We start from the raw sequence: 19,127 nt of genomic DNA, 5'->3' as shown, positions 1-19,127 counted from the left end.
GCTGGTATGAAGTAGTTTTGTCGGGCATTGCAACACCTTATACGAGATAGGTGTTGCACCTCGCTTTTGAGGCCGCCATGTGATAAACGCCTACATCGAATTGCAACAGTCGATAGGTTTGCGTTCCAAAACGGCTAAACGGACATTGCGTCAATTTGGGCGTCTAATGGGCGACATTCAAATAGATGAAGTTCAGGCAGAGCAGGTCCTAGCCTTCTTGCAAGGCTCGGGGCCGCCTAGCTCAACTTGGCGGATCAAGTACCGATTGCTGTCCGGCCTGTATCGATTCGCGATCAGCAGAGGCCATGTAAAAGAGTCTCCACTGCCGCAAGGTTTGCCCAGATTTCCGCCCCAGCAAACACCATACATTTATTCCACTGAAGAGCTTCGTCGACTACTTGACGCCACGTCCGGGCTGAACAGTATCTATAGCCGGCAGCAAGCACCATCGTTTCGGACCTTGATACTACTACTGTATGGCAGCGGCATGCGCATCAGTGAGGCACTTGGATTGACCATGTGCGACGTCGATCTTGTGCAGAGGGTCATCACTGTGCGCAACGGCAAATTCTACAAGACTCGGTTGGTCCCGATTGGCCCAAAGCTCGCGCTGGAGTTGACCGGGCATGCTGATCGGCGTCGCAGACTTCCCATGCCCGCAGGCGAAGACTCATCATTTTTTACGTCCCGCACTGGAACTGCCTGGACGTATCAGCGCGTCATCACCCTGTTCCAGCGCGTACGACGCATTGCAAGCATCGAATGCCCGCCAGATGAGTTGCGTCCGCCGCGGTTGCACGACTTGCGACACACCGCGGCAGTTCACCGTGTCCTGTCGTGGTATCGGTCCGGTCAGGATGTTCAACGCCTGTTGCCACGGCTGGCAACCTACCTTGGGCACGTTGAGATTAGTTCGACCCAACGCTATTTGCAGATGACACCAGAGTTACTTCTGGAAGCCAGTCAGCGCTTTGCCCGGTACGCAAATTGTGGAGATAGCCATGAATGATAAAAACCTGTTGGGGCCATGGATCCGCCGCTTCCTTCTTGAGTATCTGGTAGGCGAACGCAATCTGGCTCGAAACACGCAGACCAGCTACCGCGACACGCTGACATTGTTGCTGCCATTCGCGAGCAAACGTACCGGCATCGCGATCGACCGGATGACTGTCGAGGATCTTTCTCCCGCGATCGTGCGGCAGTTCCTTGATCACCTGGAACGAGATCGACAGTGCACCGGAGCCACCCGCAATCAGCGTCTTGGCACTATCCATTCTTTGGCTCGCTTCATCGGGATGCGCTCGCCGGTGCACCTGTCGTGGTGTACGGAGATGCGACTGGTCCCATTCAAAAAAACAGACAGAAGCATGATCGGTTACCTTGAAAAGGTCGAGATGGACGAACTGTTGAGGCAGCCAGACCGTGACACAGCAATTGGACTGCGTGACTACGTCCTACTCTTGTTTCTCTACAATAGCGGCGCCCGAGCCGACGAGGTTGCACGCCTGACCATCGGCGATCTTCATCTCGGCGATCCCCCCTCAGCGCGAATTCTTGGCAAAGGCAACAAGGTTCGGCTGTGTCCTCTTTGGCCTATGATGATACCGTTGCTGAGAAATTTGGTGGCCGGCCGCGGCACCGATCAGGTCGTCTTTCTTGGTCGTGCGAACAAGCCCATGACGCGTTTCGGCATCCACCGTCTCGTCACAAATTACGCCGCGACGGCCAGCGAAACCGTCCCATCCATGGCGTCCAGGCGGATCAGTCCACACAACATCCGGCACACCTCGGCGGTTCATCTGCTGCGCGCTGGCGTTGACATCAACACGATCCGCGCGTGGCTTGGTCACGTATCCCTCGACACGACCAATATCTATGCGGAGGTCGACCTTGAAATGAAGGCCAAGGCGCTGGCCATTGTGGACGTTTCGGGGCTTCCAGTCTCGCCATTGCGCCGACGCGAGTTGCCATCGTTAATGATCTTTCTCCGTGGACTATAGCGGCAACCCAGGCACACTCTTATGTGCGGATCCGAGTCAGGGTTGCCATGCACTCCCTGGCTTTCTGTTCGTCGCGCAACATATTTTTTAGCGCAACATACTAGGCGATATGAGCCAAATCACATATCGCCTATGCCGAGGCGCTGTTCCGCACGGCCAAGTACCGCCCGGAGTTCCCCGCCACGGGCTTCGCCGAGCTCAATGCTGCACGCGACTGGGCGAGCGACTTCGTGCATTGGTACAACTTCGACCACCGTCACAGCAGCATCCGCTACGTCAGCCCGGCGCAGCGCCATGACGGAGACGATCACGCGATCCTCGCCGCTCGTCACGAGGTGTATGTCCAGGCGCGGGAACGTAACCCGGCCCGCTGGTCAGGCTGCACGCGAGACTGGACGCCCATCGGTGCCGTCACGCTCAATCCGGAGCGCGAGTCAGTCGTCACGATGGCCTCGCACGCTAAACTTAGACAGCCTTTGGCTGCATGACTGAGGCGACAAGTACCTTGACACGCGCCGGGTGGTGGTCAGGACAAGCGTATGACAGATGTCCCTTGTGTCGTTGATTTGCGTCAACCATTCGGCTCTCAGCCTGGTCGACGCGGTCGGCGCACTTGCTGCAAGAGACAGATCCTGTCTGGTGATTTCGGATAATTGCGCCGCCGGCCATTTCTTGCAGCGCTTTACGCTGGGTTTCTCGTCCGCGGCGGATCGCACGAACACTTTATCCGCGCTCGCTCCGAACTTTACGACTCGTTTCCGCACTTCTCGTTCGGCGTCCGCTTTTTTTTTATCCGGCGCGCGTGATCAATGAGCGCCCCGGGGATTCGTGTGCGGCTTCTGCCTGGCGCTATCGGTGAGTGGGCGTTTCCCATCAGTGCTGGCTACGCGATCCCTTTGAGCGGCGGGCAGCCTTATCGTCAATTCGAGGGCCGCGTACCCGCTATTCGGTATGCAAGGCGTTGTACTCGTCTCGCACAGCCTTTCGATTCGCGCGCTCGCTAGCCCCACCGCTCTTGTTGTCATCGCCGCCACGTGCAATGCCGACATGCTCATCACCCTGCGCATAGACATAAGCCCGATTGAAGGGATACATGCATTGTGTTCCCCGCAGGTGGCTCCAGGATTGCTCAGGTTGTTCCACGACATGATCCGGGCGCGAAGCCAGAACTTGGAACACGGATGTCCAGCCCCGCTCGAATCCCATCGCCGAGCCGGCAAGGTACAGACGGTAGGCGCGGATGGCCTTGTTAGCATCCTTGCCCAGCACCTGGTAAGCTTCATCAAGATGCGCTTCGAGCGCGTCGGCCCAGCGCCACAAGGTTTGGGCATAATGCGGGCGTAGGCACTCCGCGTCCAAAGGTTCGAGCTTACCTCGCGTCATGGCGTTCAGCATCGCGCTCACGTGAACGAGTTGGCCGCCGGGGAAAATGTACTTTTCAATGAAATCGCTCATACCGCCGTCGGGTTGGGGGTTGTCGGTGCCCCCAGCGGTGACGCTGTGGTTTATCAAAAGACCACCAGGCTTGAGCAGACGATGAATCTTGGCGAAGTACGCAGGAAGGTTCGGCCGGCCGACGTGTTCGCACATGCCCACCGAAGCCACCCGATCAAATGGCAGGGATTCGTCGACGTCACGGTAGTCCTGTAGCAACATACGCACGCGGCCTTGCAAGCCCTTTTGCTCGATAAGGGCATTGACATAGGCGTGCTGTTTCGTGGACAGGGTAATGCCGGTGGCGTCGACGCCATAGTGTTCGGCGGCCCACAGCAGCAGACCACCCCAGCCGGCGCCGATGTCGATGAAGCGCTCTCCAGGACGCAGCATGAGTTTTTTGCAAAGGAGGTCGAGCTTAGCTTCCTGCGCCTCGGACAGGCTCATAGCTGCGTCGGCGAAGTAGGCGCATGAGTACACGCGCCTCGGGTCAAGCCATAGTCCGTAGAAGTCGTCCGAGACGTCGTAGTGATGCCGAATCTGTCGGGAATCGTTGGCGCGGCTGTGATGCGCGCGCTCCCAGAGGAGCCGTTGTGTACGCCGGACGAGCCGAGGCAACCACCCGCCGGACTCCAGGGCTGGGTCGACGCCGAGCAAGGCGGGTGCGATCGCCATGAGGTCACGCATCTCACCTTCAATTTCGAGCCGACCTTCCACGTAATCTTCTGCCAGCCGCCCGATCGCCCCGTGCGCCAGATGCACGAGGGCAATCGTATCGCGGACGACAAAAACAACGTGGGGCTGCGACGACCCGATGCGCGGTCCTCCGGCAAGTCGTACCGCGCAAGGCAGTGGTAAACCAGCGAGTCGCTGCTCGGCAGACCGCAAAAAACGGTTCAAAAAGCCCATGACTTCTACCTCGGTTGGAAGTGCGACGGTCCGACGCACAGCGGCGCAGAACACCAGTTGAGCATTCAAGCCAAAATAAGAGTTCCTCTCCAGGAGGCTATGCTTTCGCCGGTCAGGTCGCTCAAGATTTGAAGAGAACATTAAATCCCTGCCAGCATCAGCGCCCTGTTTCAGCTTTTCCGCTCTCCCTATCAGCCCGACTCAGCGTAGGAGTCGAAGCTTTGTCACGACAGTTGATAGCCTGGACCAGTCCGGGCGCATGCGTTTGACGCGTATCAACCTTTGTTGTTTGGCGGTTCAGGTTCGTGACGCCCTCGATAACGCGGCACAGTAACCCGCGGCACCTGGCCGCCAGGGCGCTGGAAAGGTCGTACCTATATCATGACTGCACGCGCGCCACCTCGGCCGACCACTTCACAGATACACCGTGTAGGAAAAAACTGACATCGACGCACGAAGACCTACGTGAACTTCAGCGACATCCGCTTTGAATTTCCGCTGCGACGGCCGATACTTTGGTCATGGATAGCACCAATGGGACCGGGGGCCGCCCTGCACGCGACCCCTCAGCACAAGCTAGCGGGGGATCGACCATGTTGAACAACAGCTCACTTTCCAGCATCGGCAAAGGCCAGTTAGCGGCCCGCCCGGCACATTCGCTGCACTACGGCGGCGCCGTCGAGGGCGACTTTAATGAGATCCTCGCTTTGGCACGCGAAGCGGGTATGCTGATCATCACCCTCGACGGGCAGATTGGCACCGAGAAATACGAAAGCATAGCGGGCTCGCTTGCATCGTTTCGGCGCTTTGCGAATGCAATGCGGACATTGTTCGCCGAACCGTAGACGGCTCGTCGACTCGCTCCACTTCAAGCCGGCTGGCTGTGCGGTGAGGTCCGGCCAGCAAAGCCGCGCTCGCGGCATCTTGATCGGGCCGCGCCCAGAGTCTTGGTTATCGATCGATCGATTTCCTAGGCGACGCCCGCAGAGCGGCTACTTCGTCAAGCAGATCGAGCGCAAGTGCAATACCGGGGGCATTGATCTCGAAGTCACGCGCCAATCGTTTGGCGGTGAGCACGCGACTTAGCGCCGCGCCACTGAAACGCGACTCTGGTGGCTCGTCACCTGCCGGCTCAAAGGCCGCTTCCGATACCCATAACACGACCTCTTTCCCGACGCACCACTCGCCCGACACAATTCGACGAGCGTGAACTCGACGTCGTTCTCGACAATTTGCCCTTCGAGATAAATCTTCATCGATTCCGTCATCATGAGTCACCTGTAAACATGCGCGCGGGCGTCGAAGTTGAATCCTTGTCGCATCGTCTCATACAGGGCTTTGGCGTGTTCGCTGATGGCGGGTGACAATACGATCTTCAGTGCGACGTACAGGTCGCCGGCAGGATTTGCCGGAATCCCTGTCCTTTAAGGCGCAGCCGCCATCCTCCTGGCGAACTCGGTGGCACCGTCATTTCGACGGAGCCGTCCGGTGTCGGACCGTGACCTGTGCGCCGAGCGCGGCTTCCCAGGGCCCAAGCGGCAGTTCGATCGAGACATCGCGTCGGTCGATGTGAAATCTCGGATGCTCGCGAAATGCAATTTCCAGGTACAGGTCGCCCGCTGATTCCGGCACCAGTGCGGCACCGCCCTGCCCCGGAGCCGAAGGTGCTGCCCGGCATAGACGCCCTTGGGAATCGATACGTCGACCGTGTGTGGCTGGAGCGTGAGATGGCCTTGCGCATCGACGACCCGAGTTTGGAGTGGGCGAGATAGAGCGTCGTGCGCCCCGGTACGCATCCTCGAGATCGATCACCATCGTGGCATGATGATCCTGTCCGGCCGCGTGCATGTGCGAGTGCGCGCCGCGTCCCGCATCGCGAAACATCGCCTCGAAAAAGTCGCTGAAACCGCCGTTCGTGCGGCCGCCCCCAATGGATCCACTGAACTCAAAGCCCTCATCCCAGTTCGGGGGGTTTGAAATTCCTCGCCGTTACGCCATTCGGTACCCATCCGATCATAGGCAGCACGGTTTTCGGGATCCTTGAGCGCTTGATACGCCTCACCAAGTTCCTTGAAACGGGCGTCTGCGTCGGCATGCTGGCATGCTTGCTGAGTCAGGATGATATTTACGAGCCAGCTTACGAGACGCGCGCTTGACGTCATCCTGCGTCGCAGTGCGCTGCAGGCCTAAAATTTCGTAATAGTCCTTGTATTTCATTTTTAGACAGACGTTTGAGGGTTGCAGGAAATTCTTCGCGCCGGCACGGTCAGCGTATTGCGCGCCGTCCGACGCGGTCGAAATCGCCGAACATTTCGTGATGCTGCAGACGTATCCTCCCGCTTTACTGCACGCTAATCTTGCTTCGCCCCCCGGCATTGACGTAGGTCAAGCCTTCAGATGTCGAAGTCGGCACAATGGGCCTCAGCAGTCACGGGCATGAGAGGGTCGCTCGGTTCCGAATAGTCATGCAAACGCGACCTCCACGCATATTTGGCAATTCGCCACGATTAGGACATTACAGTGATACGAGGTGCATCATGCCGTGGAATACGAGACGTTATCCGGTATCGATGCGCAACCTCGAGGCAGCAGTTCGCGAAAAGGCCATCGAGATTGCAAATGCGCTGCTCGCACAGGGTGTGCCGGACGATCATGCGATTCGCATCGCCATCGCCCAAGCCAAGAGGTGGGCTGACCGACACCCTTATCGCCCTGACAGTTATACGGGCAACCTCCCGGTGGAAAATGCGGCACCGACTCGACATCGGCCCCCCACGACTTGGCGCGAACGCGATGTCGCAAGCCTCAGATCCGAATCAGTTAAAACAATCGACCCGACAATCGAGCGTCTTCCTGGAGCAGACAGGGGTGTTGTGAGACCCGCGATTCTACGGGGCGAGCTGCGGGCCCGCGCCGTATCGGGCTTATTGAACGGAGTGCACCAGTTTGAGCTACGTACCCCTTTGAAGACTGACGCAGATCGGGCCCTGCAACGAAGCACCGGCCGGGTGAAAGCTACCAGATTCGCAAAGCGAACCACTCCGGTCCGCCGGTCCCACATGATTCCTTCAGATGAGCGGATCGGTGCCAGACGGAGGCTTCCAAGGAGCCTGGCTCGCGCTTTTGCCATCCAATGCTTCATCGGAAGGAGATGCAATGTGGTACGAGTGGATGGAAGCGCAAGATAGCTTGCTGAAGTCATTCTTCGAGTTCGCCGCGCCCGGATATCGTTGGCCGTATCGACGAAGTGAACCGCCGCCTTTCGGGATTTCGTCGATCGAGGCCGGTGATCGCTATATTCCCATCGTCGAAACCGTCGTGGACCGCACGCCGTTTTGCGAATTGAGACGTTTCGCACGCGAAGGCTCAACGTTAAACAAACTCGACCAGAGTGACGCCGCAGCAGCGAGCATTTTTGTCTGCGCTCCACTCGCCGGGCACCATGCTGTACTGCTCCGCGAAATGGTCGAGACGCTGCTGCACGACGCAGACGTCTACATCACCGATTGGGCCGACGCGCGCGATGTGCCGGTCTCGGCAGGCGCTTTCGGGCTCAGTGACTACATACGTACGCTCGAACGTTTCTTGCGTAGGATCGGCACCGCTCGCCTCCACGTGATTGCCGTGTGCCAGGCGACCGTGCCCGCCCTCGCAGCGTCAGCCCTTGTTTCGAGCTCGGGATTCGCCGAACCGCTGAGCCTCACGCTGATGGGCGGGCCGATTGACACGCGCCTGGGTCCGACTGCGATCGACCGCATAGCACAAGCTCACGGCATCGAATGGTTTCGCAGTACGGTCATCGAAACCGTTCCACCGCCCTATTCCGGGTGCGGCCGCCGGGTATATCCAGGCTTCATACAGCGTGCCGCGATAGTTGCTGCGCACCCACACAGACAACTCGCACTCGAACTGCGTTACTGGGCGAGCCGAATGTCGGGAGATAGACAGGCAACAACGGACACCCTCCGATCGCTCAGCGAGTATTCTGCCTTTCTGGACATGTCAGAAGACTATTTTCTGGACATGATCCGCGTGGTCTTTCAGGAGCAGTGTCTTCCCCGGGGACATTTGCAGGTCGGTGAACGCCGTGTTCGCCCGCAAAACCTCGGGTCGATGGCGCTTTGCACCGTCGAAGGCGATCGCGACGACATCACCGGCGCAGGTCAGACCCATGCCGCTCACAGCCTCTGCAATGCGATTCCCGCATGCCGGCGCAGCCGACTGACTATCGACAACTGCGACCACTACGATTTATTTACGGGCTCAACGTGGCAACGCGCCGTCTACCCTGCGGTGGTGCAGTTTTGGCGCTCAGTCGCTTGAACATCAACGCATTCTCTGCGACTCGTGGCCTTCGAGACGCCGCCTTGCGGGCGACGGAATCCCGCGCATCGTCGCGTCCAAAATTTCCTCGTGCCCGTTCAATTGCGCCCTTTGGTCGCTCCCGATCCAGCTCTCGTTGCGCTTCGTCGTGGAGGGTCTGGAGTGCAGGGTCATTTCCATGATCAGGCGCGACGTGAACGAGCCAGGGCGGCAAGCGCCGCTCGATAACCTTGCCGCCGCAGCCTCGACACGGTGACAGCCGCGAAATCGTACTCGCGTGCGACGGACCCGCTCGCCTCGTCAAGCAATTCAATCCTTGTAATATGTATCGGCGCACGATTGCCCATGAGCCGTATGAAATGCGGCTTTTGGAGAATTTGCCGGGCAGTCTGGGCATCGAGGTGACTCATGATTTCCTTCACGAGTTCGCTGAAATCGTTCGCATACTCCTCCAGGCGCAAATCGTTACGCACACGGTCGGTGTAGACGATCTCGTCCCGCCTGAGCATTACCTCGAGAAGATTCGTCGGCAGGGACTTCGTCCCGGAGAAGAGGTCGATCGTGAACACACGCTTACCGACCGCCCCGCAGCGTTCGATCACGAGTTCCAGCGGAGAATTGCTAACGATGCCACCGTCCCAGTAAGGCCTGCCGTCAACCTTCGTCCACGGCAGTCCGGGCGGTAGGCTTCCACTTGCGAGCAAGTGTGCCGGACCGAGGCGATCAACGTAACTGTCGAAGATTCTAAGTTCTCCCGTCTCGACGTCGACCGCGCTTATCAACAGTCGAACCGGGCTGGTAACGAGCGCGTCAAAATCGACATAGCGATCGATCAACCGCGTGATGGGCTCGGGATCGTAGAGGCTGGTCCACCGGGGCGGCAGGGATTCGAGATTGTTCGGGAATCGCCACCAGCGCGGCCGAAAGAAGTTTGGTACGCCGAGACAAAAGACGTGCCACGATATTATTGCCTGATGCAGGCAAGGACTCAACGCCTCCGGCACCGCAATTGACAGCTCCCGCCAGAACTCGGCAAGCGGCGCCGCCGCGTGCCCCGGATGGCTGGCGATGATAGCGCCGTTGAGCGCTCCGATCGAGACGGCCGCGATGACGTCCGGCACGACACCCTGCTCCTCAAGCGCCTCGATAGCACCGCATTCGAAAGCACCGAGCGCGCCTCCGCCCTGCAGAATCACGACCGTTTGTGAAGGTAAGCTGTCCAACGCAAAATGGAGGTCTGGCAAGCGATTTTTCGAGGCATGCAGATTCGTGTGCTGACGGATCAGTTCCTCGCTAGTCGACGTTTCCTCCGGAGGGCGGCCCACCGAAAATACCGCGCAAAGCACGTCATTCTTCAGATACAGCAGTGAGTACGAGCGCGCTGCTAGCGAGCCCCGCTCCACCATTTCAGTGGCGTCGTCGGGACGACCGAGAAAATTGTACGGCACATCGAATAGATCTCCATAGAACATCGACACGTCGCGATACGGAAGCCGCCTTCCCAGCATGTTCTTCGCGGCCAGGCGTCCCTGCCGTGTCGCGTTGTCCCAATGTTCGATGCGCCGCTGCAGTCCGAATACCGGGTCGTAAAAGTTCGCAACATCTCCCGCAGCGAAGACGTCCGCGTCGCTCGTTTGCAAAAACTGGTCGACCACGATGCCGTTGTTGAGAACAATTCCGCTATCCAGAAGGAATTCGCAATTCGGCGTGACACCGATTGCGACCAGCAGAAAATCGCAGTTGATCAACTCGCCGCGACCCGTGACGACAGCCTCAATTGTGTCTTCCCCGACGAAACGGCGCAGTTCGCAATTGACGAGCAACTCAATGCCTCTTTCCTTGCAGCACGCCGCGAAATAGTCGGATAAGACGGGCGCCTGCAATGACGATAGCACCCGGAGGTCACGCTCGATCACCGTAACGTGCAGGCCGAGCGCATGCAGTGATGTCGCAGCTTCAAGTCCGACAAAGCTCGCACCCAGCACGATTGCCCGCTTTGCAGAACGGACGGCGCTCCGAATCGCGATAGCGTCGCCAATGCTGTGCAGGTAGTAAATCCCCCGCAGCTCCGCGTTCGGCAAATCAGGAATGCGCGGCGATGCGCCCGTGGCGATGAGCAACTTCCGGTAGATAATGGTTTCTTGTGTATCCGTGCGCACTGCGTGGGCTTTGGCATCGACGTGAACTGCGTGCGTCCCAAGAACGACGTTGATTTTCCGTTCCGAATAAAATGCCGCTGGATGAACGGTTATCTGCGATACGTCCAGTGTGCCGCCCAGAAATCCTTTGGTCAGCGGAGGGCGTTGATAAGGCGGGAAGGTCTCGCCACAGATGATCGCGATGCTCGCCCCGACGTCCTCGTTGCGCAGCGTGCGCGCTGCAGTTGCGCTTGCCAAGCCACCGCCGACCAGCAGATAGTCAACACTGTGCGTTGTCATGCAGAAGTTCCGCCTCGAGGTGGCGACCGGCCCGCCTGGTTTTGAAAAAAATCATGCAACCCAACCTGCATGTCCACTGCTTCTCCTGCTTTTGCGCGACGTGCGCCTGGACTGCGGTAGCTCCAGAAAACCGCGACAAGGGGCAGACGCGACGCGTTTGCGGCGAGATAGGCGCGAATCGGCGATGACACGGAGCGAGCCCATACAGGCGTTCCCACGATCACGAGATCGTAGGAAGCAGTGTCATATTTGGTCGGCACGATACTGACCGGCCGCCGGTTGACCAATTCGATGAGCGGGCGTAGGTAGCCGAACGGGCCAGACCGGTCCGCGTACTGGAACATCGCCTCGCCATCGACGTCCAGCATCGCTTCAAGCGTCATTGCGGTAACGCGGGTGGTACCGGTTCGCGAAAAATAGGCAATGAGAACTCTCGGATCCGGCATGTTGGGCCTCCGCGTGGACAAGTTCCAGAATCACCCATGCACGGGCAACACATACCGCGAGCATAGGCTTCGCGAGCCGCGGCTCCATGATCCAGGTCAACCGGTGTGGCCTCGAGCCGACCGCCGCGCCGCTCGGCGCATTCGCGTGGCTTTGACATGTGTCATGGCGCAGGGACGGCACTTGGCGATGATGAAGCGACTGGCATCGACAGCAAGCTGGCCGCTTTTGGCGGAAAGGAAAGAACATGAACAAGCTTCCCGAGCACACGATCGAAGGCTTACGGCTGCGCGGATCCCCCCGCCCGGGGCCAGCACAGTCTTTGCCGCGGGGGCCCATGGCACCCGAAGACGATCCTGAAGCTTCGGAGCGCGTCCAGCGCCTGCTCGACAGTCCCAGCTATCGGCAAGCGGATCAGGATCCAGCGTTCCTGGAACGTCCGCAGATGTGCGGCGTTCGCCTGCAACTGGATTATTGGAAAACCGAGGAGCTATTGCTGCGACATCGCATCGAACATACGGTCGTCGTGTATGGCAGCACGCGGATCCCCGAGCCGTCAGCTGCACGCCGCAAGCTCGACGCCGCGCGCGCCGCACTGCGAGCCCGCTCCGGCGACGCCGAGCTGGCACAGGCCGTGCGCGTTGCAAGAAGCCTCGCGCGCAAGAGCGCTTACTACTCGGTGGCGCGCGAACTGGGCCAGCTAATCGGACGCTCGGAGAAGACACAGAAACTACCGAAGCTGACTGTGGTAACGGGTGGCGGCCCGGGCATTATGGAAGCCGCCAACCGGGGAGCCTTCGAAATCGGCGCGCCGAGCATCGGCCTGAATATCTCCTTGCCGCACGTGCAGTTTCCCAATCCGTACCTGACGCCGGAACTTTGCTTCAGGCTTCACTACTTTGCGATCCGCAAGCTGCATCTGCTGGAGCGCGCAAAGGCAGCTGTGTTTTTCCCCGGCGGCTACGGCACCTGCGATGAACTGTTCGAGGTTTTGACGCTTCTGCAAACGCAAAAAATCCGAGCCCTGCCGGTGGTTCTCGTTGGCGAAAAGTTCTGGCGCAAGGCTTTCAACGTCGATTTTCTGCTTCGAGAGGGCGTGATCTCGTCAGCCGATGTCGCCCTGTTCACGTTTGCGGAGACGGCCCGACAAATCTGGTCGACGATCACCGGCTGGTACGAACAGGAAGCCTGAGCTCGCATCGGTACAGCGACCTGGATTCGCGCAAAGGCCGTGCGTTGCGCCGGTAAGCGGGGCGGTTGATCAAGATCAAATCGGCTTCTCCCGATGCGCATCAAATGATGCCAGCGGACCGACCAGAAAGCGCTCCCTTGCTTGCTTCCGAACCCCCTGCATACCTTCCGGTCAGAAAATCTAACTGTTACGCATCGAACGTCCGATGCAAGCGCGAAGCCCGGACGAGTTCTTGAGCCTCGCTGTTTATTTGGAGCCCGTGCTGTCGCTTCGTTTATATCCTCGTTGAGCATTCTTACCGACATGAACCATGATCAGATGGTCCCGCCCCGCGTCGACGACGTCATCCACCATACCGACATGGAAAGCCGATTGTTGCGCGTGGTCGAGACGCTCGCTGAGGAGGTGCACTCGGGTGAAAACCCGCCCGTAAAGCTCGGCCCGCTGACGCAGTTCGAGAGAGATCTCGGTTTCGACAGCCTCATGCGTGCGGAATTGCTCGGCCGCATCGAGCACACGCTGAATGTGCGTTTGCCGGTGGATGCCTTTGCCTCCTCCGCGACGCCGGCAGACGTGTTAAGAGCGATTGAAACGGACTGCGCGGCGCCACCGCGTCAGCCGACTGACGGGGGCGCGCGGCATATGCCGTTCGATGCGATCGGTGCGCCTCTGCAAGCGCAGACCCTCATTTACGCCCTCCGCTGGCATGTGGATCGGCACCCCGACCGCACGCATATCTTCGTTGTCGAAGACGGCGTAACGTCCTCCCCTCTTACCTACGGCGAGCTATATCGCCGCGCGGCCCGAGCCGCGAGCGGATTGCGTTCGGTCGGGATCGATCCGGGCGACACCGTTGCCCTGATGCTTCCCACCGGCTGCGACTATTTCGTCTCGTTCCTCGGCATCATGTTGTGCGGCGCGATCCCGGTACCAATCTATCCGCCGGCCCGATTGTCGCAGGTTGAGGAGCACGTCCGGCGTCATGCAGCGATACTCGCCAATGCGCAGGTGAAGGCCTTGATCACGGTGCCCCAGGCGGTCGTCGTCGCTCGGCTGCTCCGGGCGCTCGTGCCAAGCGTCGATCAAGTGCTGACGCCAGCGAGCATCGATGGCAGCGAACCAGGCGCGCTATTTGCCCCCCGCGCCGAGGACACCGCCTTCCTGCAGTATACTTCGGGCAGCACTGGCGACCCGAAAGGCGTTGTCCTCAGTCACGGGAATTTACTGGCCAACATCCGTGCCATGGGAGACAGGATGCACGTCGACGCGAGTGACGTCCTGGTCAGCTGGTTGCCGCTCTATCACGACATGGGTTTGATCGGCGCGTGGTTCGCGCCGATGTACTATGGCTTCCCGCTCGTCGTGATGTCCCCGACCACTTTTTTGGCCCGCCCGGAACGCTGGCTGCAACTGTTTCAACGCTATCGCGGCACGATTACTGCCGCACCGAATTTCGCCTACGAAAGATGCGCGCGGCACATCGACGATGCGGACCTCGACGGCCTCGACTTGTCTTCGCTGCGCTTCGCCTTCTGTGGCGCGGAGCCGGTCAGTCGACCGTATCCAGCGTGCATCGCTGAACACGACGCTTGAGGCAGTACCCGCTTTGTTTGACGACGAGCCCGCCATCGAAATTGTCGGATGCGGCCATGTTCTGACGGGCAGCGAAATGAGAATCGTCGATTCCGCCGACCGCGAACTCGCCGAGCGTCGCGTCGGGCGCATCGAGTTTCGAGGCACATCAGCGGCCTGCGGCTACTATCGCAATCCTGCGCAAACCGCCCGTCTGATGCGCGGCGGTTGGCTCGACACAGGCGATCTCGGCTATCTCTGCGATGGCGAACTGTTTATCATCGGCCGCGTCAAGGACATGATCATTCGCGGCGGACGGCACTTCTTTCCTTCTGAACTGGAAGACACGATCGGCCGTTTGCCTGGTATGCGCCCGGGCGGTGTCGCCGTCTGCGGCCGCCCCGAGCCGTCGAGCGGGACCGAGCGCCTCGTGATTCTTGTCGAAGCGGACGACGTTGACGCCGGGGCCCGCAGCCGACTCCTGACTGAAATCAACGCGGCGACCGTCGCGCTGCTTGGCGCACCCGCTGAAGACATTCGCTTCGTCGCACCGCATAGCATCCTGAAGACTGCGAGTGGCAAGATACGCCACGCAGCAACGCTCGACCTGTTATTGAGCAACGACGGCCGCCTGCCTGCGCGTGCGACCTGGCGGCAAATACTCGATATCACAGTTGCGAGCGGCAACCATTCACGAAGCGGTGCGCGGGACGGATTGCGGAGATTGCGTATGGCACGTATTGCTGGAGCGTCTTCGCCTTGATCGCGCCTGCGGCCTGGTGCACGGTCGTCCTCTGCCCCGACGAGGCCCGTGGTTTTATGACAGCGGCACGCGCGTGCCGAATATTCCTCCGCCTGACCGGCGTGCGCCTGGACCGAATCGTCGACGAGCGGGTTGCTTCAGTGCCTCATGCGGTCATGGTTGCCAATCACACAAGTTATCTCGATAGCCTTGTATTGCTCGCAGCCCTACCACGTCCGGTCAACTTTGTTGCAAAACGCGAGCTGTCAAAACAGCCGTTTGTCGGACGGTTTCTGCGCGCGATCGGAACGCGCTTCGTCGAACGGCGAGACTATCTGGCAAGCCTCGAAGACGAAGAACTGCTCGTCGCGCAAGCTGCGGAGTCGGACTCACTTCTGTTTTTTCCCGAGGGGACGTTCACCCGCTCCTCGGGACTTCGGCCTTTTCACCTTGGCGCATTCAGGGCTGCATGTCTGACGCACGAACCGGTCATACCCATCGCGCTCTCTGGCGTGCGGGGCATACTGCGCGATGGAACCTGGCTGCCGCGTCGCGGCAAGGTGGTTGTGACCCTGCTCGAACCGGTTCAACCCACGGGTGTCAACTTCGGCGCGATGCTGCGGCTTCGCGACAACGTGCGGCGCGCGATTGCGAAACACTGCGGGGAGCCGCTGCTGACAGGCGATGCGGTACAGGGAAGCTCATTATTGGGCTAGCGCCAGACGGCTCGGCAGCACGGCGGCTTGCGCGGGCTTCGACCAGGGTCGGCCGGTGCTCGCGACCCCTCGCCCGAGCCGATCCCCGGCTCTTTCGTGACGATGCGGAACTGTGGCTCGCTGCGTGGATCAGTGCGTCGACGTTCCGCTCGGCTTTCTATTTCATGGCGGATTGAATCAGGCCGATGCTGGCGTATCGAAATCGGTTGCACTTATCTCGACCAGCTCGCTGTGACCAAACCCCTGCGCGTAGTCAATGACGCTGACGAAGCGAGGCACGAGTTCGACGAAAACAATCTGCCCCGGATCCGACGGCGGCGACATATCCGATGCGCTCGGAAAGCGTGCGAGCAAGCGATTCATCGCGCGGACGCTGTCAGGGGAGTCATCAGCCAGCACACGGGCGGTCGCGGCCATTGAGAGGCCTCTGATCTGGCTCCAGTCGTCGTAGGGCAAATTGATCGTCAGCGACACCTTGCTGCAGCATTGGATATTTCTTATCTTGCTGCTGGTGCGTGCTGTGCCGAAGTACAGGATCAATCCGTCGTTTGCGTAATTGACGGTGTTCGCCTGCGGGTATCCATCTTCCCGTAGCGTCGCGAGCGACAGGTGACGCCCGCTTTCGACGATCTGGATCGTGGCTTGCTTCAACCGGATGTCCATCGCAATATCCTCTTTGCCGTAGTTCGTAGCGTCGCGTACCCGTCAGATGAGGCTCGGGTCGACCATCCGCGCAAATGCCAGCGACGCCCGTCGACTACATCCTTTCGTTTGCGTCAAAAAAAGGTCCGGGAGCTACCGCCTGCCTAGGCCAACCTCATTGCTGCTGGAGGCGCGCTCTTCGCCGTGACGCTCGACGCATCCGTTTCCGTCTCATCTATCAATTGCTGCAACGTCGCATGATCGAGCACCTCCCGTTCGAGCAGGAGCGAGGCGATCCGGTCCAATAACGCTCGTTTCTCATGCAGCGTACGCTCCACGCGAGCGTGCGCTTCGTCGAGCAGGCGCCGCACTTCCTCATCGATCGTCCGCGCGGTGCTCTCGCTGTAGCGCTCCTGCGGCGCCGCGAAACGCAGGTAGCCGGCGCGCGCAGCGTCGTCGCGGAACGTGGCGAGCCCGAGTTGCGGGCTCATCCCGCATCGCATGATCATGTGTCGAGCCAATGCGCTCGCCTGGTCCAGGTCATTCGCCGCTCCGGTCGATATGTCGTTGAAAACGATTTCCTCTGCAACGCGCCCGCCAAGACACGCATCGAGCCGGTCGAGCAACTCGCTTTCGCGCAGAACGTAGCGGTCTTCGGTCGGTACCTGCTGCGTATAGCCGAGCGCGGCGACGCCGCGCGGAATGATCGACACCTTCTTGACCGGATCGCAATGCGCCCGGCTTTGCGCGACAAGCGCGTGCCCCGCCTCGTGATAGGCGATCGTGATTTTCTCCTGCTCATTCATTACGCGGCTCTTGCGTTCCATACCGGCCATCGCGCGGTCAATCGCCTCGTCGAAGTCCGCCATTTCGACAGCTGCCTTGTTCAGTTCGGCCGCATGCAACGTGGCCTCGTTCACAACATTGGCGAGATCGGCCCCGGCAAAGCCGGGTGTGCGCGAGGCAAGTTCGGTCAAGTCGACATCCGTCGCAAGCTTCACGTGCTTCACGTGGACTTGGAGAATCTGGCGCCTGCCCGTTAAATCCGGGCGATCAATTGCGATGTGACGGTCAAATCGCCCTGGACGCAGCAACGCAGGATCGAGAATTTCGGGGCGATTGGTGGCCGCAAGGATGATCACGCCGGAATTCGGCTCGAATCCGTCCATCTCGACGAGTAACTGATTGAGCGTCTGCTCGCGCTCGTCGTTCGAAACGGTGCCCGTGCCGCGGACCTTCCCGAGCGCATCCAGTTCATCGATGAACACAATGCAGGGCGCTTTCTGCGTGGCCTGTTCGAACAGGTCCCGCACGCGCGCAGCACCCACCCCGACAAACATTTCCACGAAGGCGGAGCCGCTTATCGACAGAAACGGCACCTTGGCCTCGCCCGCCACCGCTTTTGCGAGCAAAGTCTTGCCGGTACCTGGCGCGCCGACGATCAGGACGCCCTTCGGGATCTTGCCGCCCAGCCGGCGATAGCGGTCCGGGTTGCAGAGAAATTCGACAATCTGCTTAAGCTCTGCCTTGGCCTCGTCGATGCCGGCAATGTCGTCGAACGTTACGCTGCTGGCTTGCTGCACATACAACGTCGGCCTGCTTTTGCCGATTCCTGCGTAGTTCTGAAGCCCACCGGCCCGCTTGGAAAGGAAGTTCCATAAGAGGATAAACCCGAGCACAGGCAACAACCACCCGAACAATGAGCCCGCCCATCCTTCGTCGGCCACCCCCGCATAACGAATATCCGAGGTGGCGAGCTCCTCACCAATCCGGTCTCCGTTCACGCGCACGGTGGTGAAGCGATACGGAGCGCCGTTCTTCGCGATCACTGCCGCGTCGGACGCAGGAAGCAGCGCCACGCCTGCAGCCGTGCGCACGGTTCCGGTGACCCGCGTCGGGCTGATTTCGAGATTATCCACCTGCCTCGCGACCAGCAGCTTGTGAAAGTCGCTGTAAGGAATCGGCGCGAACGGCGTCTTGATCAGCAACACCTCGGCAATCAGCAACGCAACGAATCCCATGACGCCGATGATGACCACAATGTTCGAAAAATCGACTTTTTTGTCCATGAACATAGGTATGGGTTGTCCTGCATTGCAGAAGGCCGACCATGGCCTTTTCGTCTCAAGCCCTGTCGAGGAAAAAGAGACGAGTCGGCGACGGTGCCGTCGCGCTAAGCCGAAGCCGACGATCCCTTCAGCGATTGACTGAGAAGCCCCGTCCAACGCATCCATCGGCGCAAAGCTGCCGCACCGCACGACCGGACAGCGTACTGGCAAGGATAGGGCCGCGCGTCCGTGCTTTCCTGATCTAGGTCAACTGCGAGGCATGTGCTCGGGTCAACCCGTGCGACGCACCGCACTTGGCGAACCCCGGGCGCCCCCAATATCCTCTCAAACGAGGTGAGGCGTCCTTGACCTCGATGTGCCCCGCGGTCCAGCTAAGTCGCTTCCTTTTTCCTCGCTCGTCCGCTTGACCCAAGTCAAACGAACACAACGTGTTTGCGTGTCGAATGGACAGGATTTAACGCGAGGGCGGCGCGCCGTTACGGCACCAGTCCGTGAATGCGCAATCATCGAGAGGTGGATTGTGTCAGCCAAATCGCTAACGAGGCTCCGCCTCAGACCGACGAGTGGTATGGGTGACTGCGGAGCGCTGGCGGTGTAAGGTGGCTCCGGCCGAGCCGGCTGGGACGTGCCCAGCGATGTACGAGCT

17 protein-coding genes and 1 pseudogene are annotated in these 19,127 nt (G+C 59.8%); 9 read left to right on the top strand and 9 right to left on the bottom strand.

Annotated elements, in window-relative coordinates:
• The first annotated feature begins 166 nt into the window (after positions 1-166).
• From AWB68_RS35655 to AWB68_RS35645, 3 genes and pseudogenes are all read left to right on the top strand, one after another.
• Positions 167-1,009: a tyrosine-type recombinase/integrase gene (locus AWB68_RS35655; RefSeq protein WP_087648953.1), complete on the top strand. Its 843-nt coding sequence runs from the start codon at positions 167-169 to the stop codon at positions 1,007-1,009.
• Positions 1,002-2,000 (top strand): tyrosine-type recombinase/integrase, encoded by a 999-nt coding sequence (locus AWB68_RS35650; protein WP_087648952.1) that lies wholly within the window; start codon positions 1,002-1,004, stop codon positions 1,998-2,000. The genes AWB68_RS35655 and AWB68_RS35650 overlap by 8 nt, the downstream gene beginning before the upstream one ends.
• Positions 2,001-2,131: 131 nt before the next feature.
• Positions 2,132-2,488, top strand: a pseudogene (locus AWB68_RS35645) (IS3-like element ISAzo10 family transposase); the annotation flags it as partial.
• A gap of 454 nt (positions 2,489-2,942) precedes the next feature.
• Here the strand turns inward: AWB68_RS35645 and AWB68_RS35640 are convergent.
• Positions 2,943-4,343, bottom strand: a complete 1,401-nt coding sequence (locus AWB68_RS35640) for a class I SAM-dependent methyltransferase (protein ID WP_087648951.1) — start codon at positions 4,341-4,343, stop codon at positions 2,943-2,945.
• A 593-nt stretch (positions 4,344-4,936) separates the two neighbouring features.
• Here AWB68_RS35640 and AWB68_RS35635 point away from each other — a divergent pair.
• Positions 4,937-5,188, top strand: a complete 252-nt coding sequence (locus AWB68_RS35635; protein WP_235028679.1) for a hypothetical protein — start codon at positions 4,937-4,939, stop codon at positions 5,186-5,188.
• Positions 5,189-5,294: 106 nt separating this feature from the next.
• On the opposite strand, the gene AWB68_RS51190 is transcribed toward AWB68_RS35635, so the two are convergent.
• The 4 genes from AWB68_RS51190 to AWB68_RS51180 all read right to left on the bottom strand — a co-directional run bounded on the left by AWB68_RS51190 (position 5,295) and on the right by AWB68_RS51180 (position 6,719).
• The gene (locus AWB68_RS51190) at positions 5,295-5,420 is read right to left on the bottom strand and encodes a chaperone modulator CbpM (protein WP_327383951.1); all 126 of its coding nucleotides are present in this window, start codon (positions 5,418-5,420) and stop codon (positions 5,295-5,297) included.
• 390 nt (positions 5,421-5,810) lie between these two features.
• Positions 5,811-6,158, bottom strand: a complete 348-nt coding sequence (locus tag AWB68_RS49985; protein WP_235028677.1) for a DnaJ C-terminal domain-containing protein — start codon at positions 6,156-6,158, stop codon at positions 5,811-5,813.
• Entirely contained in the window at positions 6,152-6,505 is a 354-nt protein-coding gene (locus AWB68_RS51185; protein ID WP_327383947.1) for a J domain-containing protein, read from the bottom strand. Before AWB68_RS51185 ends, AWB68_RS49985 begins: the two co-directional genes overlap by 7 nt.
• Positions 6,402-6,719, bottom strand: coding sequence for a DnaJ domain-containing protein (locus AWB68_RS51180; protein ID WP_327383945.1), 318 nt, complete (start codon positions 6,717-6,719; stop codon positions 6,402-6,404). The genes AWB68_RS51185 and AWB68_RS51180 overlap by 104 nt, the downstream gene beginning before the upstream one ends.
• A 780-nt stretch (positions 6,720-7,499) precedes the next feature.
• Between AWB68_RS51180 and phaZ the strand changes: the two genes are divergently transcribed.
• Complete coding sequence (gene phaZ, locus AWB68_RS35615; protein ID WP_087648949.1) at positions 7,500-8,666, top strand: polyhydroxyalkanoate depolymerase; 1,167 nt, start codon at positions 7,500-7,502, stop codon at positions 8,664-8,666.
• Positions 8,667-8,848: 182 nt separating this feature from the next.
• Here phaZ and AWB68_RS35610 read toward each other — a convergent pair whose 3' ends face one another.
• On the bottom strand, positions 8,849-11,104 hold the full coding sequence (locus AWB68_RS35610; protein ID WP_087648948.1) for an FAD-dependent oxidoreductase: 2,256 nt from the start codon (positions 11,102-11,104) through the stop codon (positions 8,849-8,851).
• Positions 11,101-11,550 carry a flavodoxin family protein gene (locus tag AWB68_RS35605; RefSeq protein WP_125483149.1) on the bottom strand — a complete coding sequence of 150 codons (450 nt, stop codon included), beginning with the start codon at positions 11,548-11,550 and terminating at the stop codon, positions 11,101-11,103. Before AWB68_RS35605 ends, AWB68_RS35610 begins: the two co-directional genes overlap by 4 nt.
• Before the next feature lie 335 nt (positions 11,551-11,885).
• Here AWB68_RS35605 and AWB68_RS35600 point away from each other — a divergent pair, with 335 nt between their 5' ends.
• From AWB68_RS35600 to AWB68_RS49975, 4 genes are all read left to right on the top strand, one after another.
• Complete coding sequence (locus AWB68_RS35600; RefSeq protein ID WP_200828886.1) at positions 11,886-12,740, top strand: LOG family protein; 855 nt, start codon at positions 11,886-11,888, stop codon at positions 12,738-12,740.
• A gap of 303 nt (positions 12,741-13,043) precedes the next feature.
• Complete coding sequence (locus AWB68_RS50930) at positions 13,044-14,333, top strand: AMP-binding protein (RefSeq protein ID WP_268810962.1); 1,290 nt, start codon at positions 13,044-13,046, stop codon at positions 14,331-14,333.
• Positions 14,334-14,346: 13 nt separating this feature from the next.
• A complete protein-coding gene (locus AWB68_RS50925) occupies positions 14,347-15,075 on the top strand; it encodes an acyl-CoA synthetase family protein (RefSeq protein WP_268810961.1) in 729 nt (242 codons plus the stop codon).
• A complete protein-coding gene (locus AWB68_RS49975; protein WP_235028675.1) occupies positions 15,072-15,770 on the top strand; it encodes a lysophospholipid acyltransferase family protein in 699 nt (232 codons plus the stop codon). Before AWB68_RS50925 ends, AWB68_RS49975 begins: the two co-directional genes overlap by 4 nt.
• 177 nt (positions 15,771-15,947) lie before the next feature.
• On the opposite strand, the gene AWB68_RS35590 is transcribed toward AWB68_RS49975, so the two are convergent.
• Positions 15,948-16,433 carry a pyridoxamine 5'-phosphate oxidase family protein gene (locus AWB68_RS35590; protein WP_087648945.1) on the bottom strand — a complete coding sequence of 162 codons (486 nt, stop codon included), beginning with the start codon at positions 16,431-16,433 and terminating at the stop codon, positions 15,948-15,950.
• A gap of 143 nt (positions 16,434-16,576) precedes the next feature.
• Positions 16,577-18,481, bottom strand: a complete 1,905-nt coding sequence (gene ftsH / locus AWB68_RS35585; protein ID WP_087648954.1) for an ATP-dependent zinc metalloprotease FtsH — start codon at positions 18,479-18,481, stop codon at positions 16,577-16,579.
• Positions 18,482-19,127 lie beyond the last annotated feature (646 nt).

The sequence above is a fragment of the Caballeronia choica genome, from assembly GCF_001544535.1.
GTDB classification, from domain to species: Bacteria; Pseudomonadota; Gammaproteobacteria; order Burkholderiales; family Burkholderiaceae; genus Caballeronia; species Caballeronia choica.
This window is presented reverse-complemented; position numbering and strand designations above follow the sequence as displayed.

Excerpts from the sequence above, each read along its gene's own strand:
- phaZ (WP_087648949.1), top strand. The coding sequence starts at position 7,500 with ATGTGGTACGAGTGGATGGAAGCGCAAGATAGCTTGCTGAAGTCATTC.
- AWB68_RS50930 (WP_268810962.1), top strand. The coding sequence starts at position 13,044 with ATGAACCATGATCAGATGGTCCCGCCCCGCGTCGACGACGTCATCCAC.
- AWB68_RS35635 (WP_235028679.1), top strand. The coding sequence starts at position 4,937 with ATGTTGAACAACAGCTCACTTTCCAGCATCGGCAAAGGCCAGTTAGCG.
- AWB68_RS35590 (WP_087648945.1), bottom strand. The coding sequence starts at position 16,433 with ATGGACATCCGGTTGAAGCAAGCCACGATCCAGATCGTCGAAAGCGGG.
- AWB68_RS35610 (WP_087648948.1), bottom strand. The coding sequence starts at position 11,104 with ATGACAACGCACAGTGTTGACTATCTGCTGGTCGGCGGTGGCTTGGCA.
- AWB68_RS35605 (WP_125483149.1), bottom strand. The coding sequence starts at position 11,550 with ATGCCGGATCCGAGAGTTCTCATTGCCTATTTTTCGCGAACCGGTACC.
- AWB68_RS51180 (WP_327383945.1), bottom strand. The coding sequence starts at position 6,719 with ATGCCGGGGGGCGAAGCAAGATTAGCGTGCAGTAAAGCGGGAGGATAC.
- AWB68_RS49985 (WP_235028677.1), bottom strand. The coding sequence starts at position 6,158 with ATGGTGATCGATCTCGAGGATGCGTACCGGGGCGCACGACGCTCTATC.
- AWB68_RS35600 (WP_200828886.1), top strand. The coding sequence starts at position 11,886 with ATGGCACCCGAAGACGATCCTGAAGCTTCGGAGCGCGTCCAGCGCCTG.
- AWB68_RS35640 (WP_087648951.1), bottom strand. The coding sequence starts at position 4,343 with ATGGGCTTTTTGAACCGTTTTTTGCGGTCTGCCGAGCAGCGACTCGCT.
- AWB68_RS35655 (WP_087648953.1), top strand. The coding sequence starts at position 167 with ATGGGCGACATTCAAATAGATGAAGTTCAGGCAGAGCAGGTCCTAGCC.
- ftsH (WP_087648954.1), bottom strand. The coding sequence starts at position 18,481 with ATGGACAAAAAAGTCGATTTTTCGAACATTGTGGTCATCATCGGCGTC.
- AWB68_RS51185 (WP_327383947.1), bottom strand. The coding sequence starts at position 6,505 with ATGACGTCAAGCGCGCGTCTCGTAAGCTGGCTCGTAAATATCATCCTG.
- AWB68_RS35650 (WP_087648952.1), top strand. The coding sequence starts at position 1,002 with ATGAATGATAAAAACCTGTTGGGGCCATGGATCCGCCGCTTCCTTCTT.